Origin of the sequence: Hanstruepera neustonica, assembly GCF_002895005.1 — a bacterium.
Taxonomy (GTDB): domain Bacteria; phylum Bacteroidota; class Bacteroidia; order Flavobacteriales; family Flavobacteriaceae; genus Hanstruepera; species Hanstruepera neustonica.
In genome coordinates this window covers 49,813-67,602 of sequence record NZ_POWF01000003.1, presented here as the reverse complement: position 1 = coordinate 67,602, position 17,790 = coordinate 49,813, and the positions used below count along the sequence as shown (strand labels likewise).

Sequence of the window (17,790 nt, the reverse complement as noted above, 5' to 3'; positions counted from 1 at the left end):
AACTAGTCATTATCCTTTTCAAGCGTTGGTCTATCATCTTCTGCTTTTTCTGCTCTTTTTTCCAAGACTTCTTTGGGAATATTTCTGGAAACCTTGTTGCGTTCCCTATCACGCATGGCTTGGGTTTTCTTGTCTAGTTCAGTAGGTTTTTTCGTTTTTGTGTCTTTCTCTTTCTCTTCTTCGGCTTTTTCAATACGTTTCATTAAGGCGTCATCAAAGAACTCTTCTTGTGGAACATATTCTTCCAAACCTTTTATAACAGGAAGTTCTAAAGGAGGGTCGTCGTTAAATAGGTCTTCCACACTTTTGGGCCGTTCATCATCACGCCATACAAAACCACGTAGTAATCTGGCATTTTCCGGAAACTGGGATTCTGGTGTAGTAACGGCATCGGGTTGTTTGTAGCGAATGAACTGTGAAATGGCTCCTTCTTCAAAAAACACCGAAATACTGCCTGAACGGGCTTTGTCTATGCCAAAGAGTTCATTGTTTTCATTTCTGGCATAAAATATAGACTCCGCATTTTTGTCAATATCTACTTGTTTAAGATTGTTTTGGTCGTCAAAAAGACCAACCAAGGTTTTACCTTTTATTTGATTGAACCCGTTGTCGCTTAAGGTATCTTTACTGACAATAAAGGCATTTTCAAATACCAATAGCGAATCCAGTTTTTCAGTTTCGGGGTTAGACTTTATGTGAATGGTGTCACCAGTCATTTGATTCTCTAAATTCCAAATTACGGGATCCCGTCGTTTGGCAAAGGCATCTTGGGAAGATAATCGCGAGAGATTAATTAGTTCAGTAAGCCCAGTGGCATGATTCACATGTACTGAATCGGCTTTGCCACTCATGTCAGACTTATAGAACTTGGCATTCCTAAAAGCCCTAGTAATGCGCTTTTCAGGTTTACCTGTTACCATGAGTGTGTCTGCATGCATGTAGATGGAATCGTTTTCTTGGACCGTTATAGCCAAAGCGCGCTTAGTTATGAATACGGAATCTTTCGCCTTATATATTTCGGCATAATGTCCTTTAATAACACTTTTATTGGTGGTATCGGTTACTTTAATATTATTGGTAGCCGAAGCAAAGTTTCGGTTATTGTCAAAATACATGCTATCACCTTCAAATACCCTGAAATCATATTCTATTTTGGTGTTTTTCATGCCATAACCTGTTTTCTGTTCGGTGTCATAAAAACCACGCTCGCAATAGGTTTTACTTTCGGAAGTCACAATGGTCGATGGTCCAAAAAGATAGGCATGTCCCGTTTCCGAGTAGAAATCCAACTGGTCGGTATTGATGGTATAATCAGGATTAACCAATACCACCTTATTGACAAACTGGTATTTTTTGCTGTTCATGTAGTAACGACCAATGTTGCTTGTAATGGTCCCAGATGAATCCCGAACCACACGACCGCCACTTTTGTAAAAAGACTGCTGTTTAACTCGATCAAAAAACAAGGTATCTGTGGTTAGGGTGGAGTTAGGCTCGGTCAATACCACATCACCACTGGCAAAGGCCAGTTTGGTCTTGCCACTGTACTCCACGTATTTCGCGTTCATGTTGATGGTGTCACCTTGTTTCATACGGACGTTTCCGTAAGCTTCCACAAAGTTTTCGTTGCTATACAAGTTGGCTTGGTCGCACCACATATCGACGCCCTCATGAATCACATGTACTTGACCTGAATCATCACGTGTCATAACCTTAAGGCCTGGTGCTTCACCTTCTTTAAACTCCAAGAAACCACCATAGACAATTTCAATACGCTTTTGGTCTTGAGCTTGCAAGCCCAAAGGCAGTAATAGGATTGCCAAGATAATGGTATATATGTTTTGGTTTGCTTTCAAACAATAGATTTTGGCTCAAAAATAATGATAATATTGGTGTGGCGTGTGGCATTAGGAATTTTTTAATAGAAATGATCAATTGCTGTGTTTAATCAGGTGTTTTTAAATTGTTATTTTTAACTTATTTTAGAGAAATAAACATATTTATGTTTAGCCAATTCTTGGCTGTAATATAAACCGAACGTTATCTGAATGTATAGTATCGAAGAAATTAGAGAAAACTATAAATGGTTTTCAGATTCAAAAATTGAGACTATTGCTAGGAATGAATCAAAAGGATTACGGAAAGAAGTACTCAGAATATTAAAAGAGGAAATTGAAAAGCGGAATTTAGACAAAAGACTAATTACTTGGGTAAATGCAGAGACCAATGCTTTAACTGATTTTGAAAAGCAAACTCTAATTCGAAAGATAGAAAATTTAAAATGTCCATATTGCGGATTAAAAGAAAATAAATTAATCGGACAAGAATTTAATACAATTGTTTCGGTAATCCTTTTTTGCATTGACACAACCGAAAACAGAATCCTATGCTCGAAGTGTGGTAGAAATAAAAAAATCAAATCGTTTCTAATTAATGTATTAGCTGGTTGGTGGTCAAGACGCGGATTTTTTTTAACACCTTATACTTTGATAAAAGACACAATTAACCTTTTTTATAAAAAGAAAATTAACGATAGAATAATTGCCGAATTTATTGAACAAAATAATGGAATGTTTAGATTGCACGGAACAGATGACCAGACTTTGTTTGGACTAATCTCGTGGCATAATAACAATTACGAAATTCCTGAGGCAGATTAATAAACTTAAAATGAAAACAATTCAACTTAAACTTCTTCTAGTAAGCATATTTATAGTTTCAATATTTCCAACACCAATTTTCGCACAAGAAGATATCTTTATTAAAGAGTTTTTGGAGCGTCTAGAAAGTTCTAAAAGTTATTTGATTCTCGTGGCTGAAACCATGCCGGAAGACCAATACACATTTAAAGCGACACCAAAATCCATGAATTTTGCAGAGCATTTGATGCATATTTCTTGGGCTATGGATTGGCACAGTCAATCCCTAATGGGTGGGCGTAAAGCTAGAGACTGGAATACCGATACCGAGTTACAAGTTGCTGACAAGACAAAAAAAGAAATGATTGACAAGATTGACGAAACGTTCAATAAGACCATCGATTTTATCAAAAATTTTGATGTTGATAGGCTAGGCGAGCGGTTAGACTATTTTGGACAGAGCAGAACCAAAAGACAGATTTTATTATTGCTTACAGACCATATTACCCATCATAGAGCACAAATGTTGGTTTATATGCGACTAAATGGTTTGAAACCACCTAGATATGTTTTGTTTCAATAACTTTGATATTTGAATTAATGATCTAGTTAATTCACTCTAATGAAGTTCTTGTATTGGATAACAATTCATGCCAAAATAATCTATCAGAATTAAGGAAAAATGGAATGAAAGTTAATGGTGTTATTCTTATAATTGTTCTGATTAAAGTTCTCCACCATAAACCTTGAGGGCTATTTGAGTAAATTACCTTAATCTTAAACATTTTTTTTCCTATTGTAGTTTTAAACATAGATTCTAAAAGAAAAAAATAAAGAAAATAACTTGAAAGTTGACAATAGCCCAACACTATTAAATTGACTCCTTCTTTTAAGATAATTTTATTGTTTAAATTATAAAATGCGCAATAAAGTAAATAGGTCAAAATAACTATAAATATACCATCTATATTAAATGCAATTAAACGGTTGAATAGTTGTTTCAAAACAATTACCTAAAAATTGTCTGTTTTCTATCTGGTCCCACGGATACTATTGTAATAGGTGTTTCCAATTCTTTTTCCAAAAAGGCAATGTAAGCGTTTAACGCATCTGGTAATTGCGATGCTTCAGACATTTCAGTTAAATCGGCTGCCCAGCCTTTAAATTCCGTGTAGATTGGCTCTACGTTTTCGGGTTCTATATTATATGGTAAATGCGTGATGGTCTCACCTTTGTATTTGTAAGCCGTGCATACTTTTAGGGTTTTAAATCCAGATAACACATCGGCTTTCATCATCATGAGTTGGGTGACACCATTGACTTGACAAGCATATTTTAAAGCAACCAAATCCAGCCAGCCACAACGACGTGGTCTTCCGGTTGTGGCACCAAATTCATGACCTACTTTGGCCATGGTTTTGCCATTATCGTCAAACAATTCTGTTGGAAACGGGCCAGAACCTACGCGTGTGGTGTAGGCCTTAAAAATCCCAAAAACATCACCAATTTTGTTTGGCGCAACCCCTAATCCCGTGCAAGCACCAGCAGCTGTTGTGTTACTTGAAGTGACAAATGGATAGGTTCCAAAATCGATATCTAACAAAGACCCTTGGGCACCTTCGGCTAAAATGGTTTTTCCATCTTTTTGTGCTTGGAAAATATATTCTTCAGAATCTATTAATTTTAAGGATTTTAAAACTTTTACAGCTTCAAAGAATTCGTTTTCCAATTCCTTCAAGTCATATTGAATTTCAACATTGTAGAAGTTGATCATAGCCTCGTGCTTATTCGCTAGAGCACGATATTTATCTTTCCAGTCAGCTAATTCCAAATCGCCAACACGAAGGCCATTTCTACCGGTTTTATCCATATACGTCGGGCCAATACCTTTAAGCGTAGAGCCTATTTTGGCTTTGCCTTTAGCAGTTTCGCTGGCAGCATCCAACAAACGGTGGGTTGGTAAAATAATATGAGCCTTTCTGGAAATGTAAAGTGATTTTTTATAATCAACCTGTTGTTCAGTCAACTTATCCAATTCCTTTTTAAAAATCACAGGGTCTATTACGACACCATTACCCACTAAATTGATAGCATCCTCATGAAAAATACCTGAAGGAATAGTGTGGAGCACGTGTTTCATGCCATTAAAAACAAGTGTGTGTCCCGCATTGGGTCCGCCTTGAAAACGTGCAATAATGTTGTATTTGGAGGTGAGTACATCGACAATTTTTCCTTTGCCTTCATCGCCCCATTGTAATCCTAGTAGTAAGTCTACTGCCATCTGTGAAATTGGTTATTTAGTTGATTTTCGGTTGCCGTAAAAGTAGAGTGAGTGATTTTTAATTTCGATATCAAAGACCTCTTCTATGGTTTTTTTGATAGATTGAATACGTGGGTCGCAAAATTCAATAACTTCACCAGTGTCTGTCAAAATAACATGGTCATGCTGTTTATCAAAATACGACTTTTCATAATGCGCCTGATTTTGTCCAAACTGATGCTTGCGTACCAAACCACATTCCAAAAGTAATTCAATAGTGTTATACAACGTAGCACGACTTACCCGATATTTTTTGTTCTTCATGTTGAGGTATAGAGATTCAATATCGAAATGCTCACTACTGTTGTAAATTTCTTGAAGAATGGCATAGCGTTCGGGTGTTTTACGATGCCCTTTTTCGGTTAAAAAGGCCGTGAACACGTTCTTTACTATCTCCTGGTTTTTTGTATCGGTTTTAACACTCATAATTTCGCTGCAAATTTACACTTATTTTTAAACTCTGGACACTTTATCGATACCATTAATTTTTTTTAAGTTGTCCATAAGCTTTTTAAGCATGTTGTTGTTTTTAACAACCACATTAATTTTTCCAGAGAAAATACCGTCATCACTTTCAAAACTGATGCTTTTCATGTTAACATGCATATTGGATGAAATGACCTTGGTGATGTTGTTTACCAATCCTAGGTTGTCGATTCCTGAAAGTTTTATTTGAGCCGCAAATTCCTGTTGTGAGGAATCTATCCACTTGGCTTGCATGATACGATAGGCATAATTAGATTGCAAGCTGACTGCATTCGGACAATTTTTCTTATGAACTTTGATGCCATCATTAATGGTTAAAAAACCAAAAACAGGATCGCCAGGAATTGGGTTGCAGCAATTGGCAAATTTGTAGTCTAGTTTCTCTTCTTCCTTACCAAATACGAGCATGTCATATTTGGAGGTGATTTCATCTTTATCTATTTCTTCTTTTGGAATAGAAGGTTTTCTTGAGATTTTATTCTTGATGTAGCTCATCAAAGCGTTGCTTCTAGATGAAGCATATTCCTTGAGCATCGTGTTGTCAATAGAGCCAACGCCAACACGATAAAACAAATCGAGACTGGTTTTTAATTTGAAATGATTGACCATTTCATTAACCGATTTTTCGTCTAAATTAATTTTAAGCTGTTTTAATTTTCTGCGTAAGACTTCCTTGCCTTCTTCGGCAATTTCTTTTTTATCTTCTTTTAAGGCTGATTTAATCTTACTTCTGGCTCTAGCGGTTGTTGCATAATCTAACCAGTTTGAATTGGGCTTGGCGTTTTCAGCAGTTAAAATATCAACACGATCGCCACTTTTTAGAACATGACTTAAGGGCACCAATTTGCCATTTACTTTAGCACCACGAGTTCTCATGCCTACTTCCGTGTGAATGCTAAAGGCGAAATCCAATGGTGTAGCACCTTTAGGCAAGGACTTCAAATCACCTTTAGGTGTAAATACAAAAATTTCTTTGGAATAGAGATTCAACTTGAATTGCTCTACAAAGTCTACAGCATCAATTTCTGGGTTTTCCAATGTCTCCTGAAGTTTGGCAACCCACGTGTCTATGCTATCGTCATCCTCGCCACCTTCTTTGTATTTATAATGAGCGGCGTAACCTTTTTCGGCAATTTCATTCATCCGTTCACTTCGAATTTGCACTTCAACCCAACGCCCTTTAGGGCCAACTACGGTTATATGCAAGGCTTCATAACCCGTTGACTTGGGCGATGAAATCCAGTCTCGTAATCGCGTAGGGTTGGGTCTAAAATGGTCAGTTACGATGGAATAAATTTTCCAGGCTAGAAACTTTTCGTTTTCAGGGTCACTCTTGTAAATGATTCGCACGGCAAATTTGTCATAGACTTCATCAAACGAAACACCTTGATTGAGCATTTTTCGTCGAATGGAGAAAATGGATTTTGGACGGCCTTTGATTTCATAATCCAAATGTTCTTTGTCCAGTGATGTGGAAATAACTTTGCTAAACTCCTTAATGTAATTATCTTGTTCTTCCTTACTCTCCTTAATTTTGTTTAGTATGTCATAGTAAACATCAGGCTCTGTATATTTCAAGCCTAAATCTTCAAGTTCGGTTTTAATATTATAGAGTCCAATTCTATGAGCTAAAGGTGCATAAATATAAAGAGTTTCGGATGCAATTTTGACTTGTTTGTCTGCACGCATGGAATCCATAGTTTGCATGTTATGCAATCTGTCGGCTATCTTGATGATGATAACCCGGACATCATCATTAAGCGTTAGAAGCATTTTTCTAAAATTCTCTGCCTGCATGGATACGTCCATGTCTTTTTTAAGGGATGAAATTTTAGTTAATCCATCGACAATTCGAGCAACAGTCTCACCAAACATTCTCTCGATGTCTTTGAGAGTATAATTGTCATTGTCCTCTACAACATCATGAAGTAAGGCTGCAGTAATGGAAGTGGCATCCAAACCGATTTCCTGTGCCACTATTTTGGCAACCGCAATAGGGTGAAATATATAGGCTTCACCAGATTTTCTGCGCTGATCTTTATGGGCATCGACAGCGACGTCAAATGCCTTACGGATTTGCTTCTTGTCTTGAGCCGAAAGCGTTCTGTAACTGACGCGAAGCAATTCTTTATAAGCTTGGGCAATTGCAGCATTTTCCTTTTCAATATCTATTTCTGTCATATACTAAAATTACTAAAACATAATGAACTAACAACGCTTTTTGGAAAGTTAAAACTATAAATTTTCGATTTTTTGTGGTTTATTTTTTTGGAGCAACCGAGATGCCTTTTTCAGCAAAATTTTTGAAATCTTCTAAATATTTTTTCGATTGTTTTTTAAAAGCTCCTGGCATTAAAAGTGTCATCATTCGAAGCATAAAGCTTGTGGGTAAAAATTCACTTTTTGATGTCCATTTTGTTCTATTCTCATCCAGTTCTTCAAAGAAATTTTCCTGAAGGTTGTGCATGCCTTTAGTGTCGTATGTAACGTGAAAAGCGTGTGGCAAATCTTGAAAGGTGATTGTTTCAATTAATTCCATTTCCCGTTTACCCATTTTATAAACAAGTTTCATTTTGGAGCCAATTTCACCTGGAACACCGGAAATGTGATCATAGTCAATTAAACCGCGTTGCCAATGCTTCATATTTTCTGGATTGTCTAATTTTTCTATGAATTCCTTTAGAGGAACATTCACTATTATTTCTGTCGTGTAAATCATAATAGATACTATTAAGGAAATCTAAAGATACGTTATTTTTGAATTTTATTTTACAGTGATAATCCAATACTAAAAAACTTTATAAACCGTTTGTTTTTACATCTTGTATTATAGGCTATTATTCCTATTTTTGCATGAATTGAAAAAATCAATATACACTTATGACTAAATATATTTATACTATCCTAATGGTATTTGGTTTGTTTGTTGCAAAAGCGCAGACAACCGAATCAGATGTATTGTTTACAGTAGTAGATGAGCCCGTTTATGCCTCCGAATTTGTTAGGATCTTTAATAAGAATTTGGATTTAGTCCAAGATGAATCTCAAAAAAACGTAGATGAATATTTAAAGCTCTTTGTTAATTATAAGTTGAAGCTAAAGGAAGCTAAAGAGCAAGGCCTTGATGAAAAGCCTTCCTATATTAGGGAATTAAGTAATTATAAAAAACAATTGGCCAAGAATTATCTTACCGATTCTGAGGTAACTGATGAGCTTGTCGCTGAAGCTTATGAACGCATATCAAAAGAGGTTAATGCAGATCACATATTAATAAGACTAGACGAAAATGCTTCACCTGAAGACACTTTAGCCGCCTACAATCAGCTTTTGAAATTCCGAGATCGCGTTGCCAAAGAAGGTTTTGGAAATGTTCAGAAAGACATTCATAACGGTAAAACAATTTATGCTGAAAATTTGGGATATTTTACTGGTTTTAAAATGGTTTATCCATTTGAAACAGCAGCTTATAATACGCCAGTTGGAGAAATTTCTATGCCGTTTAAAACCCGATTTGGATACCATATCGTCATCGTCAATGACGTTCGTCAGTCCAGAGGTGAGCGCACGGTTGCCCATATTATGGTTAGTGATAATCAGGAGGATCCTAATGTAGCTGAAACCCGAATTAACGATATATATAATAAGTTACAACAAGGTGAATCATTTGAGTCTTTAGCAAAACAGTTTTCAGACGATAAAAGTTCGGCAAAAAATGGCGGTAAGCTAGCACCTTTTAGTGGCGGGCAATTAAGTTCAACAGCATTTGAAGAGCAGGCTTTTGATCTTGAGAATGTTGGTGATGTTTCCAAACCTTTTAAAACTGAATTTGGTTGGCACATCATTAAGTTGTTTGACAAAAAAAGCGTCGAGTCTTTTGAGGAGATGAAACCTGAATTAGAAGCCAAAGTTAAAAAAGATACCCGTTCACAATTGATTAATACTTCGTTGGTGAACAATCTCATGAAAAAATACCGAGTGACTTATCAACAACCAGCATTGCTATACTTCCAGTCAATTTTGAATGATGAGTATTTTTCGGGTAGATGGGTTTTGCCAGAAGATTTTGAAGGTGATAAAGATTTGGTTGTAATCGACACTAAAAAGCTCTCTTATAATGATTTTGGGATGTATTTGCTAAAAAGTCAGAGAAGAGCTACTGCCAAGAAGGCTATGGATAAGTTGGTTGAAGAAAAATACCAAGAATTTCTAGATGCCAATTTGCTTCAATATCAGGAAGAAAATTTAGAAAATGAAAATGAAGATTTTGCGCATATTTTAGCTGAATATCGAGATGGCTTGTTGTTGTTCGATTTAATGGAAACTGAAATATGGAATGCAGCTAAAACGGATTCTGTAGGTCTTAATGACTATTATCAGAATAATAAAAATAGCTATATGTGGAACAATCGTGTAGACGCTCTTGTCGCATCATCTTCTAACAAAGAATCAATAAATCAGGTCAAAAAAATGCTGGAAGAAGGAAAGTCTGAAAATGAAATTAAAGAGGCATTAAACACCAAAGAAACCGTAAATGTTATTTTTACAACTGGTATCATGGATAAAGAGCATCAAGCGCTACCGCAAGATTTTGAATTCAAAAACGGGATATCAAATATATATCCGCACAATGATGCCTATATAGTTGCTTCGGTAAACGCGGTATTGCCCAAAGAACCTAAAGCTTATGAAGATGCCAAAGGTCAGATTATGAGTGATTATCAGGTTTATAAGGAAGAGAAGTGGTTGGAAGAGTTGGCAAAAAAATATCCTGTTGTTATCAACCAAGAAGTACTAGCTAGGGTTAAAAAACAAATTAAAAGCTAATTGAGAAGGTCTGGATTTCTGGTCATATCATTAATTATTTTATCAACTTCATGTAGTTATTTTTATAAGCAAGAGGATGATTTAAATCCGTTGGCAAGAGTCAATGATAATTTTTTATACCCTAATGATGTAGCTCATTTATTTACTGAAAACATTTCAGAAGAGGATAGTTTGATTAGATTGAGCAACTTTATTAATAAATGGGCAACTGAACAATTATTGGTTGATGGTGCCAAACGAAATTTAAATGATGAAAAACTTAAAAGATTTGATGATTTAGCCAGTCAATATAAAAACGACTTATACTCCAATGCTTACATCGAAGCTTTAGTTACCAGAAACATTGATACCGTGGTATCTTGGTCTGTAGCTGAAAATTATTTTAATGAGAACAAGGAAATCTTCAAGTTAAATGAAGAACTCATAAAATTCCGATATATCAATATTGACGAGAACAGATTTGAATTACCCGATTTGAAGACAAAATTCACGCGGTTCAATGATGAGGATAAAAAAGAGTTAGATTCCATTGCTATTCAATTTAAATCTTATTCATTGAATGATTCCATTTGGATTAAGGTTACTCAAGCTATTGACAAAATACCCGCTATTACAACTGAAAACAAAAATGAATTGTTAAAAAAATCTAATTTTATACAACTCAAAGATTCATTAGGACTATATTTGATGCAAATTGAAGATGTCCTTGAACGAAATAGTTTAGCGCCTTTAGAATATGTAAAACCAACCATTGATCAAATCGTCATCAATAAGCGAAAATTAGAACTTATTAAAGAATTAGAAAAAGATATAATTACTGATGCTATCAAAAACAAACAATTTGAAATTTTTAACTAAAACGCTTTTTTTAGGTTTCCTTTTGCTATTACCTGAATTGGTCAAAGCCCAGGAAATTATTGAAGAAGAGACCAAAGAAGCACCAAAAAAAGTTGACAGTGTTTTAACTGCTGGAGCTCAAAAGTTAGATGGTGTTGCCGCTGTTGTGGGTGATTATGTTGTGCTAGATTCCGATATTGATAGAACCATTATTCAATTAAAAGCTCAAGGAGCATCTTTAGAAGGTGTAACAAGGTGTCAATTGTTTGGTAAATTATTGGAAGATAAGCTATATGCGCATCACGCCATTCAAGATAGTATTGAGGTGTCAGATGCCGAAATACGCTCCAATGTAGATTACCAGATTCAACAATTTTTGGCGCAATCGGGCAAGTCAATGGAAGAGTTAGTGGCATTTTACAATAAGCCTGATGAAAAAAGTTTCAGGGATGAGATGTATGAAATCAACAAGAGTAATAAGCTTGCAAGTGAAATGCAAAATAAAATTATTGATGAAATTGAGGTGACTCCTGAAGAAGTTCGTCAGTTTTTTAATAATATTCCTAAGGATGAACGTCCTACTTTTGGAACTGAATTAAAAGTTTCACGAATAGTTATTGAACCGCAAGTTTCTGAAGAAGAAAAGCAACGTGTTATTGACCAATTGAAGCAATTTAAAGCTGACGTTTTGGAAAATGGTGCTAGTTTTAGGTCAAAAGTAGTTTTATATTCTGATGATAAAGCATCTATTCCTCAAGGAGGACTCTATACACTAAATAGAAAACAACCGCGAATGGTAAAGGAGTTCCGTGAAGTGGCTTTTTCATTGCAGGAAGGCGAAATTTCAGATCCATTTGAAACAGATTTTGGCTACCATATTATTTATTTAGAAAAAGTAAGAGGGCAAGAATATGATGTTCGTCATATCCTCTTAATTCCGAAGGTGTCTGATGATGCTGTTAAGGAAGCTCGTGAGAAACTTGTTAAAATAAGACAACGCATTGTTGATGGTTTAATTAGTTTTGAGGATGCCGCCAGAGAATCAAGTGATGAAAAGGAAACAAAAAGTGAAGGTGGCTATTTGATAAATCCGGTTACTCAAGATTATAATTTTGAGTTGACTAAAATGGACCCTGAATTGTATGGTCAAATTCAAGATTTGAAAGAAGGTGAAATTAGTTTGGTTCAAACTGATCGTGGTCAAACAGGAAATGTCAAGTTTCAAATACTTAAGGTTAGTGATCGTGTTGATGAACATGTGGCTGATTATTCAAAGGACTATTTAAAGATTAAAGATTTAGCTTTAAGTGAAAAGCGTTTTAGAGCGATTGATAAATGGCAAGAGGAGAAAATTATGGATACTTATATTAAGATAAATGGTGAGTATCGAGATTGTGAATTTACTGGAAACTGGTTAAAAAAATAAATATGTCGGATGTAGCTGCTATTGAGGGATTTGTAAGAAAGTATCAAGAATTAAAGACTGAAATTGCCAAAGTAATCATTGGGCAAGATGAGGTTGTTAATCAAATTTTGATTGCTATTTTTTCAGGAGGTCATGCCTTGCTTATTGGTGTTCCTGGTTTAGCAAAAACCCTCATGGTTAATACAATTTCTCAAGCCCTAGGCCTAGAATTTAAAAGAATTCAGTTTACTCCAGACTTAATGCCCAGTGACATTTTAGGTAGTGAAATTTTAGATGAAAATAGAAATTTTAAGTTTATAAAAGGACCAGTTTTTTCCAATATCATATTGGCAGATGAAATCAATAGAACGCCACCAAAAACCCAAGCGGCACTTTTGGAAGCTATGCAAGAGCGGGCTGTAACAGTTGCAGGACATCATTATAAACTTAATTTGCCTTACTTTGTATTAGCTACCCAAAACCCTATTGAACAAGAAGGAACGTACCCATTACCAGAAGCCCAGCTAGATCGTTTTATGTTTGCGGTAAATTTGGATTACCCTTCTTTTGAAGAAGAAGTGCAGGTTGTTAAATCGACAACTACAGATGTTGAAAGTAAAGTAAATTCATTATTTACTGCCCAAGAGATTATTGATATTCAACATTTAATCAGGCGAATTCCAGTGGCAGATAATGTCATTGAATATGCTGTAAGAATGACTGGTAAAACCAGGCCAAAAAGCCCAGAAGCAACGGATTTAGTCAAGAACTACATTGATTGGGGTGCAGGACCAAGAGCTTCACAAAATCTTATTTTGGCCGCTAAAACTCATGCTGCTATTCATGGGAAATTTTCTCCAGATATTGAAAATGTTCAAGCCGTAGCTAATTCAATATTTAAACATCGAATCATCAAAAACTACAAAGCCGAAGCCGAAGGCATAACAGAAGAACAAATAATTAAAGATTTGTTCTAATATTTCTTCACATTTTTATTGTTAATTTATTATTATTTTAGAGTTAAAATTACAGATATTATAAAATTAATATATTTTTATCCCTTAAAATTAAATAATTCTCATTAAAAACAGTATTTCGTTACATAATTTTTAAATGTCTGTTAATTTTTGTAATTTTGCCAGACTTAAAAAATTAATCAAACCTAAAAATATTATTGTATATGGCATTCGATGTAGATATGATCAAAAAGGTTTATGCTAATATGGCTGAACGCGTTGATAAGGCACGTGAAATCGTTGGTAAACCGTTAACACTTTCAGAAAAGATTTTATACGCTCACCTATGGGATGGTGAACCAACTAAAGCCTTTGTAAGAGGTAAAGATTATGTGGACTTTGCTCCGGATCGTATTGCTTGTCAAGATGCTACTGCTCAAATGGCTTTGTTGCAGTTTATGCAAGCAGGAAAGTCTAAAGTGGCAGTGCCAACAACAGTACATTGTGATCATTTGATTCAAGCCAAACAAGGAGCAGCAGCCGATTTAAAACGTGCTAATGAAACCAGTAATGAGGTATTTGATTTTTTAGCATCAGTTTCCAATAAATATGGAATTGGCTTTTGGAAGCCAGGAGCTGGTATTATTCACCAAGTAGTACTGGAGAACTATGCCTTTCCAGGAGGCATGATGATTGGTACAGATTCTCATACGGTTAATGCTGGTGGACTTGGCATGGTAGCTATTGGAGTTGGTGGTGCAGACGCTGTTGATGTTATGGCTGGAATGGCATGGGAGCTAAAATTTCCAAAATTGATTGGTGTTAAACTAACAGGTAAATTAAACGGTTGGACTTCAGCAAAGGATGTGATTCTCAAAGTGGCAGGAATTTTGACTGTTAAAGGAGGTACTGGAGCCATTGTTGAATATTTTGGGCCTGGAGCTAAAAATCTTTCTTGTACAGGAAAGGGTACTATTTGTAATATGGGTGCCGAAATTGGAGCTACAACATCTACATTTGGATATGATGACTCTATGGAGCGTTATCTTCGTGCCACTGATAGAAGTGAGATAGCTGATGAGGCAAATAAAATTCGTGAATATTTAACTGGAGATGATGAAGTTTATTCAAATCCAGAGACTTATTTTGATCAAGTTATTGAAATAGATTTGGATACTTTACGTCCTCATTTAAATGGACCGTTTACTCCTGATTTGGCAACACCAGTAGGTGAACTAGGACCAAAAGCTAAAGAAAATGGATGGCCTATTAAGGTTGATTGGGGGCTCATAGGGTCTTGTACCAATTCATCTTATGAAGATTTAACGCGTGCTGCATCGATTGCCAAACAAGCCGTTGACAAGAATATCAAAGCAAAATCAGATTTTGGTATTAATCCAGGATCTGAACAAATTCGCTATACTGCAGAACGCGACGGCATTTTGAAGATTTTCGAAGATTTGGATGCCACTATTTTCACAAATGCTTGCGGACCGTGTATTGGTCAATGGGATAGAAGTGATTTAAAAGGAGAAGAGAAAAATACCATTGTACATTCGTTTAACAGAAACTTTTCTAAACGTGCCGATGGCAATCCAAATACTCATGCTTTTGTTGGATCGCCAGAGATGGTGGCAGCTATAGCTATTTCCGGGCGTTTAGATTTTGATCCATTGAATGATACGCTATTAAATGAAGATGGTCAAGAGGTGAAATTGGACGAACCAGAGGGAATAGAATTACCGCCTCAAGGGTTTGATGTAGAAGATGCTGGATATGTTGAACCAGTAGCTGATGGAAGTAATGTTACTGTATCAGTAAGTCCAACTTCTGAAAGATTACAACTTTTAACACCTTTCGAGCCAATAGGGAATTCTATTAAGGGTGCTAAATTATTAATAAAAGCATTTGGTAAATGTACTACTGATCATATATCAATGGCTGGACCATGGTTACGTTTTCGTGGACATTTGGACAACATTTCGAATAATATGCTAATAGGAGCAGTAAATGCCTTTAATAAGAAGACAAACTTTGTTAAAAATCAATTAACAGGTGATTATGAAGGGGTGCCGGATGTTGCCAGACAATATAAGGCCAAAGGTATTTATTCAGTCGTTGTTGGTGATCATAACTATGGTGAGGGTTCTTCACGTGAGCATGCTGCCATGGAGCCACGACATTTAGGTGTTGCTGCCGTTATTGTTAAGTCATTTGCTCGTATACATGAAACAAACCTCAAAAAGCAGGGTATGCTGGGCTTAACATTTGCTAACGAAAACGATTATGATTTGATTCAGGAAGATGATACTATCAGTTTTTTAGATTTAGATAGCTTTGCACCTGATAAACCATTAAATATTGAGTTTGTTCATAAAGATGGAACAAAAGATGTTATCAAGGTCAATCACACGTATAACCAAGCTCAAATAGATTGGTACAATGAAGGATCTGCTTTAAATTTAATTAAAAAGCAAAATGCTTCATAGATGATTATGAAAAAAGTATTAGAAATAAAAAAAGCTCTTGAAATTTTCAAGAGCTTTTTTTATGTAATCACAAAAATTAAAACCGAATGATAAATTCAGCGGTATGTTGAATATAATTTTTAAGATATTGGTTATCATTAAAGCCAAATTTACCCATGGTTTGAAGTCTTAAACCAATGTCTTCATATAACCAAAAATTAAAACCTAATCCAACATCCAGCATAATGCTGTCAGTGTTTAAAACAGAAGTATAGCCAACACCTAGTAGTGCGTAACCTTCAAAAGGATCAATTCTGGGGTTTTGTTCCCATATGTATTGGTCAAATATAAAACGTCCAGTTAGGTCAAGAGCAAATAGGTTGCTAGATTCAGTTAAGTATCCGTTATTTTGCTTATTATCTTTTGTTAATTTATTAAGTGTAATGGCCAAGTTTGTTGACAAAAAATCCCGCCATTTTCTCTCAACATTAATGGATAGTGGGTTTTTAAAATTCCAATTATTTGTATCAAATGGTTTGTCAAACCTAAAACCGTCATTATCTACAATATTCACACCAATACCAATAGTCCAAGGTACATCTGTGTCTAAATTGACAGATTGAGAAGACGCCAATGACGACACAAAAAACAATGCTATAAAAAAATACTTATTCATAAAATGACGAATTTAAGAGTAAAAATAAGATTAATTAAAACATTATCAAACTTAATTTTGGATAATAAGCGATGTTTCAATAAATACAACATTAAGAGTTATTTATTTTTTACGTTTGATTTTATGGTTTCGGTTTAATGACTTTAATGATGTCTTTTCTGTAGTCGCTGTTTGTCAGGAATAATATACCTCTTTTAAACAAAACTTTTAGATAGACTATCTTCTTGATTAGAAAACACCAAATATTATTTAATGGTTTTTGTTTTAGCCTTAACAGAAAAAAACCATGCAATATTTTATCCCAAATGGTTTTATTAACCGAATCAAAATCAAGAAAATAAATAGAGCTAAAAAGAAAGTATTTTCTGTAATCAGGAATCGTGTCTATTCTTAAAAGTTTATCTTTTTTTGCAATGACCAAGCCATCAAATATGTGCTTTAAATGAATGGAATTGTAATAATTACCACGATCGTTAATTTGAAAATCTAATATGTTATGTGCCATTAAGTCTTTTGAACTCGGCACAAAAACTCCATTCATGTTTCGCTTGTTTTGTAGAACTTTAAGAGCTTCAAGTTTGTGTGTATGTCCAACTCTTAATAATTGACTATGAATCTCTAATGCGGCTAGCTTTTCATTATTGACTAATCTGGGAATATGCCTTTTTTTTTGGTATTTATCGCTTAATCGCAACGGGATTTTTTTATACCCATGTTCTATAAGGTTTATTTTTGCTAGAGTTATTTGGTTAGCATCAACTAAAATATCTATGTCACCAATCATACGTTCGCCTAAATCTTCAAAATAATCAGAAACCAACAATGCTGAACCCTTTAAGAAAACATGATTGATGTGAGCCTTGCTCAATAGCGAAGAGACACTTTTAATATCTTCTAAAAGATCTAAATTTCTATTTCTGTTTATTGCGGTTATTTCCTCTAAATATTGCTTTAGGTCATTTGGAATTAAATTGAGTAATGATTTTTCTTGAAGTCTACAAAAAACCGTTGTTAAAACCAGGTGGTCGCTAGCAACTTTTACAACATCATCCCAATCTATTAAATTATTTTTAATGTCATTGCAAAGCTTAATTTGGTCACTTTTATAGCTGATTATGTTCGCTATGTGAGTAAAAGTCTGGTGCAATGATGCCATTGGAATAAAAGATTATTGGAGAA

Annotated in this window: 15 protein-coding genes; 7 read left to right on the top strand and 8 right to left on the bottom strand. The window is 35.0% G+C overall.

All coding sequences use genetic code 11. The annotated features are described in order from the left end of the window. Nucleotides 1-2 precede the first annotated feature (2 nt). Nucleotides 3-1,823 (bottom strand): OstA-like protein, encoded by a 1,821-nt coding sequence (locus tag C1T31_RS07255; RefSeq protein WP_394338506.1) that lies wholly within the window; start codon nucleotides 1,821-1,823, stop codon nucleotides 3-5. 225 nt (nucleotides 1,824-2,048) lie between these two features. Here C1T31_RS07255 and C1T31_RS07250 point away from each other — a divergent pair, with 225 nt between their 5' ends. Together C1T31_RS07250 and C1T31_RS07245 are read left to right on the top strand one after the other, a co-directional pair. After that, entirely contained in the window at nucleotides 2,049-2,660 is a 612-nt protein-coding gene (locus tag C1T31_RS07250) for a hypothetical protein (protein ID WP_103051830.1), read from the top strand. A gap of 10 nt (nucleotides 2,661-2,670) precedes the next feature. After that, a complete protein-coding gene (locus C1T31_RS07245; RefSeq protein ID WP_103051829.1) occupies nucleotides 2,671-3,222 on the top strand; it encodes a DinB family protein in 552 nt (183 codons plus the stop codon). A 31-nt stretch (nucleotides 3,223-3,253) separates the two neighbouring features. On the opposite strand, the gene C1T31_RS14240 is transcribed toward C1T31_RS07245, so the two are convergent. The 5 genes from C1T31_RS14240 to C1T31_RS07220 all read right to left on the bottom strand — a co-directional run bounded on the left by C1T31_RS14240 (nucleotide 3,254) and on the right by C1T31_RS07220 (nucleotide 8,164). Further along, the gene (locus tag C1T31_RS14240) at nucleotides 3,254-3,643 is read right to left on the bottom strand and encodes an RDD family protein (protein WP_165780085.1); all 390 of its coding nucleotides are present in this window, start codon (nucleotides 3,641-3,643) and stop codon (nucleotides 3,254-3,256) included. Between the two features lie 5 nt (nucleotides 3,644-3,648). Next, nucleotides 3,649-4,920, bottom strand: a complete 1,272-nt coding sequence (locus tag C1T31_RS07235) for an adenylosuccinate synthase (RefSeq protein WP_103051827.1) — start codon at nucleotides 4,918-4,920, stop codon at nucleotides 3,649-3,651. 12 nt (nucleotides 4,921-4,932) lie between these two features. Continuing rightward, nucleotides 4,933-5,385, bottom strand: coding sequence for a Fur family transcriptional regulator (locus tag C1T31_RS07230; protein WP_103051826.1), 453 nt, complete (start codon nucleotides 5,383-5,385; stop codon nucleotides 4,933-4,935). A gap of 27 nt (nucleotides 5,386-5,412) precedes the next feature. Further along, on the bottom strand, nucleotides 5,413-7,626 hold the full coding sequence (locus C1T31_RS07225) for a RelA/SpoT family protein (RefSeq protein WP_103051825.1): 2,214 nt from the start codon (nucleotides 7,624-7,626) through the stop codon (nucleotides 5,413-5,415). Nucleotides 7,627-7,705: 79 nt separating this feature from the next. Further along, nucleotides 7,706-8,164, bottom strand: coding sequence for an SRPBCC family protein (locus tag C1T31_RS07220; protein ID WP_103051824.1), 459 nt, complete (start codon nucleotides 8,162-8,164; stop codon nucleotides 7,706-7,708). Nucleotides 8,165-8,325: 161 nt separating this feature from the next. On the opposite strand from C1T31_RS07220, the gene C1T31_RS07215 reads away from it, so the two are divergent. The 5 genes from C1T31_RS07215 to C1T31_RS07200 all read left to right on the top strand — a co-directional run bounded on the left by C1T31_RS07215 (nucleotide 8,326) and on the right by C1T31_RS07200 (nucleotide 15,956). Beyond that, complete coding sequence (locus tag C1T31_RS07215) at nucleotides 8,326-10,269, top strand: peptidylprolyl isomerase (RefSeq protein WP_207764267.1); 1,944 nt, start codon at nucleotides 8,326-8,328, stop codon at nucleotides 10,267-10,269. Further along, a complete protein-coding gene (locus C1T31_RS14135) occupies nucleotides 10,270-11,127 on the top strand; it encodes a peptidyl-prolyl cis-trans isomerase (protein WP_207764266.1) in 858 nt (285 codons plus the stop codon). Further along, nucleotides 11,090-12,532 carry a peptidylprolyl isomerase gene (locus tag C1T31_RS07210; protein ID WP_103051823.1) on the top strand — a complete coding sequence of 481 codons (1,443 nt, stop codon included), beginning with the start codon at nucleotides 11,090-11,092 and terminating at the stop codon, nucleotides 12,530-12,532. Before C1T31_RS14135 ends, C1T31_RS07210 begins: the two co-directional genes overlap by 38 nt. Nucleotides 12,533-12,534: 2 nt before the next feature. Beyond that, nucleotides 12,535-13,488, top strand: coding sequence for an AAA family ATPase (locus C1T31_RS07205; RefSeq protein ID WP_103051822.1), 954 nt, complete (start codon nucleotides 12,535-12,537; stop codon nucleotides 13,486-13,488). 203 nt (nucleotides 13,489-13,691) lie between these two features. Continuing rightward, nucleotides 13,692-15,956: an aconitate hydratase gene (locus C1T31_RS07200; protein ID WP_103051821.1), complete on the top strand. Its 2,265-nt coding sequence runs from the start codon at nucleotides 13,692-13,694 to the stop codon at nucleotides 15,954-15,956. A gap of 76 nt (nucleotides 15,957-16,032) precedes the next feature. Here the strand turns inward: C1T31_RS07200 and C1T31_RS07195 are convergent, their stop codons facing one another. Both C1T31_RS07195 and C1T31_RS07190 read right to left on the bottom strand, forming a co-directional pair. Further along, nucleotides 16,033-16,611, bottom strand: coding sequence for a hypothetical protein (locus C1T31_RS07195; RefSeq protein ID WP_103051820.1), 579 nt, complete (start codon nucleotides 16,609-16,611; stop codon nucleotides 16,033-16,035). A gap of 121 nt (nucleotides 16,612-16,732) precedes the next feature. Then, nucleotides 16,733-17,767, bottom strand: coding sequence for a nucleotidyltransferase family protein (locus tag C1T31_RS07190; RefSeq protein ID WP_103051819.1), 1,035 nt, complete (start codon nucleotides 17,765-17,767; stop codon nucleotides 16,733-16,735). Nucleotides 17,768-17,790: the final 23 nt, after the last annotated feature.

Coding starts and splice junctions, on each gene's coding strand:
- C1T31_RS07195 (WP_103051820.1), bottom strand. CDS start 16,611: ATGAATAAGTATTTTTTTATAGCATTGTTTTTTGTGTCGTCATTGGCG.
- C1T31_RS07245 (WP_103051829.1), top strand. CDS start 2,671: ATGAAAACAATTCAACTTAAACTTCTTCTAGTAAGCATATTTATAGTT.
- C1T31_RS07190 (WP_103051819.1), bottom strand. CDS start 17,767: ATGGCATCATTGCACCAGACTTTTACTCACATAGCGAACATAATCAGC.
- C1T31_RS07215 (WP_207764267.1), top strand. CDS start 8,326: ATGACTAAATATATTTATACTATCCTAATGGTATTTGGTTTGTTTGTT.
- C1T31_RS07235 (WP_103051827.1), bottom strand. CDS start 4,920: ATGGCAGTAGACTTACTACTAGGATTACAATGGGGCGATGAAGGCAAA.
- C1T31_RS07210 (WP_103051823.1), top strand. CDS start 11,090: ATGCTATCAAAAACAAACAATTTGAAATTTTTAACTAAAACGCTTTTT.
- C1T31_RS07250 (WP_103051830.1), top strand. CDS start 2,049: ATGTATAGTATCGAAGAAATTAGAGAAAACTATAAATGGTTTTCAGAT.
- C1T31_RS07230 (WP_103051826.1), bottom strand. CDS start 5,385: ATGAGTGTTAAAACCGATACAAAAAACCAGGAGATAGTAAAGAACGTG.
- C1T31_RS07220 (WP_103051824.1), bottom strand. CDS start 8,164: ATGATTTACACGACAGAAATAATAGTGAATGTTCCTCTAAAGGAATTC.
- C1T31_RS07225 (WP_103051825.1), bottom strand. CDS start 7,626: ATGACAGAAATAGATATTGAAAAGGAAAATGCTGCAATTGCCCAAGCT.
- C1T31_RS07200 (WP_103051821.1), top strand. CDS start 13,692: ATGGCATTCGATGTAGATATGATCAAAAAGGTTTATGCTAATATGGCT.
- C1T31_RS07205 (WP_103051822.1), top strand. CDS start 12,535: ATGTCGGATGTAGCTGCTATTGAGGGATTTGTAAGAAAGTATCAAGAA.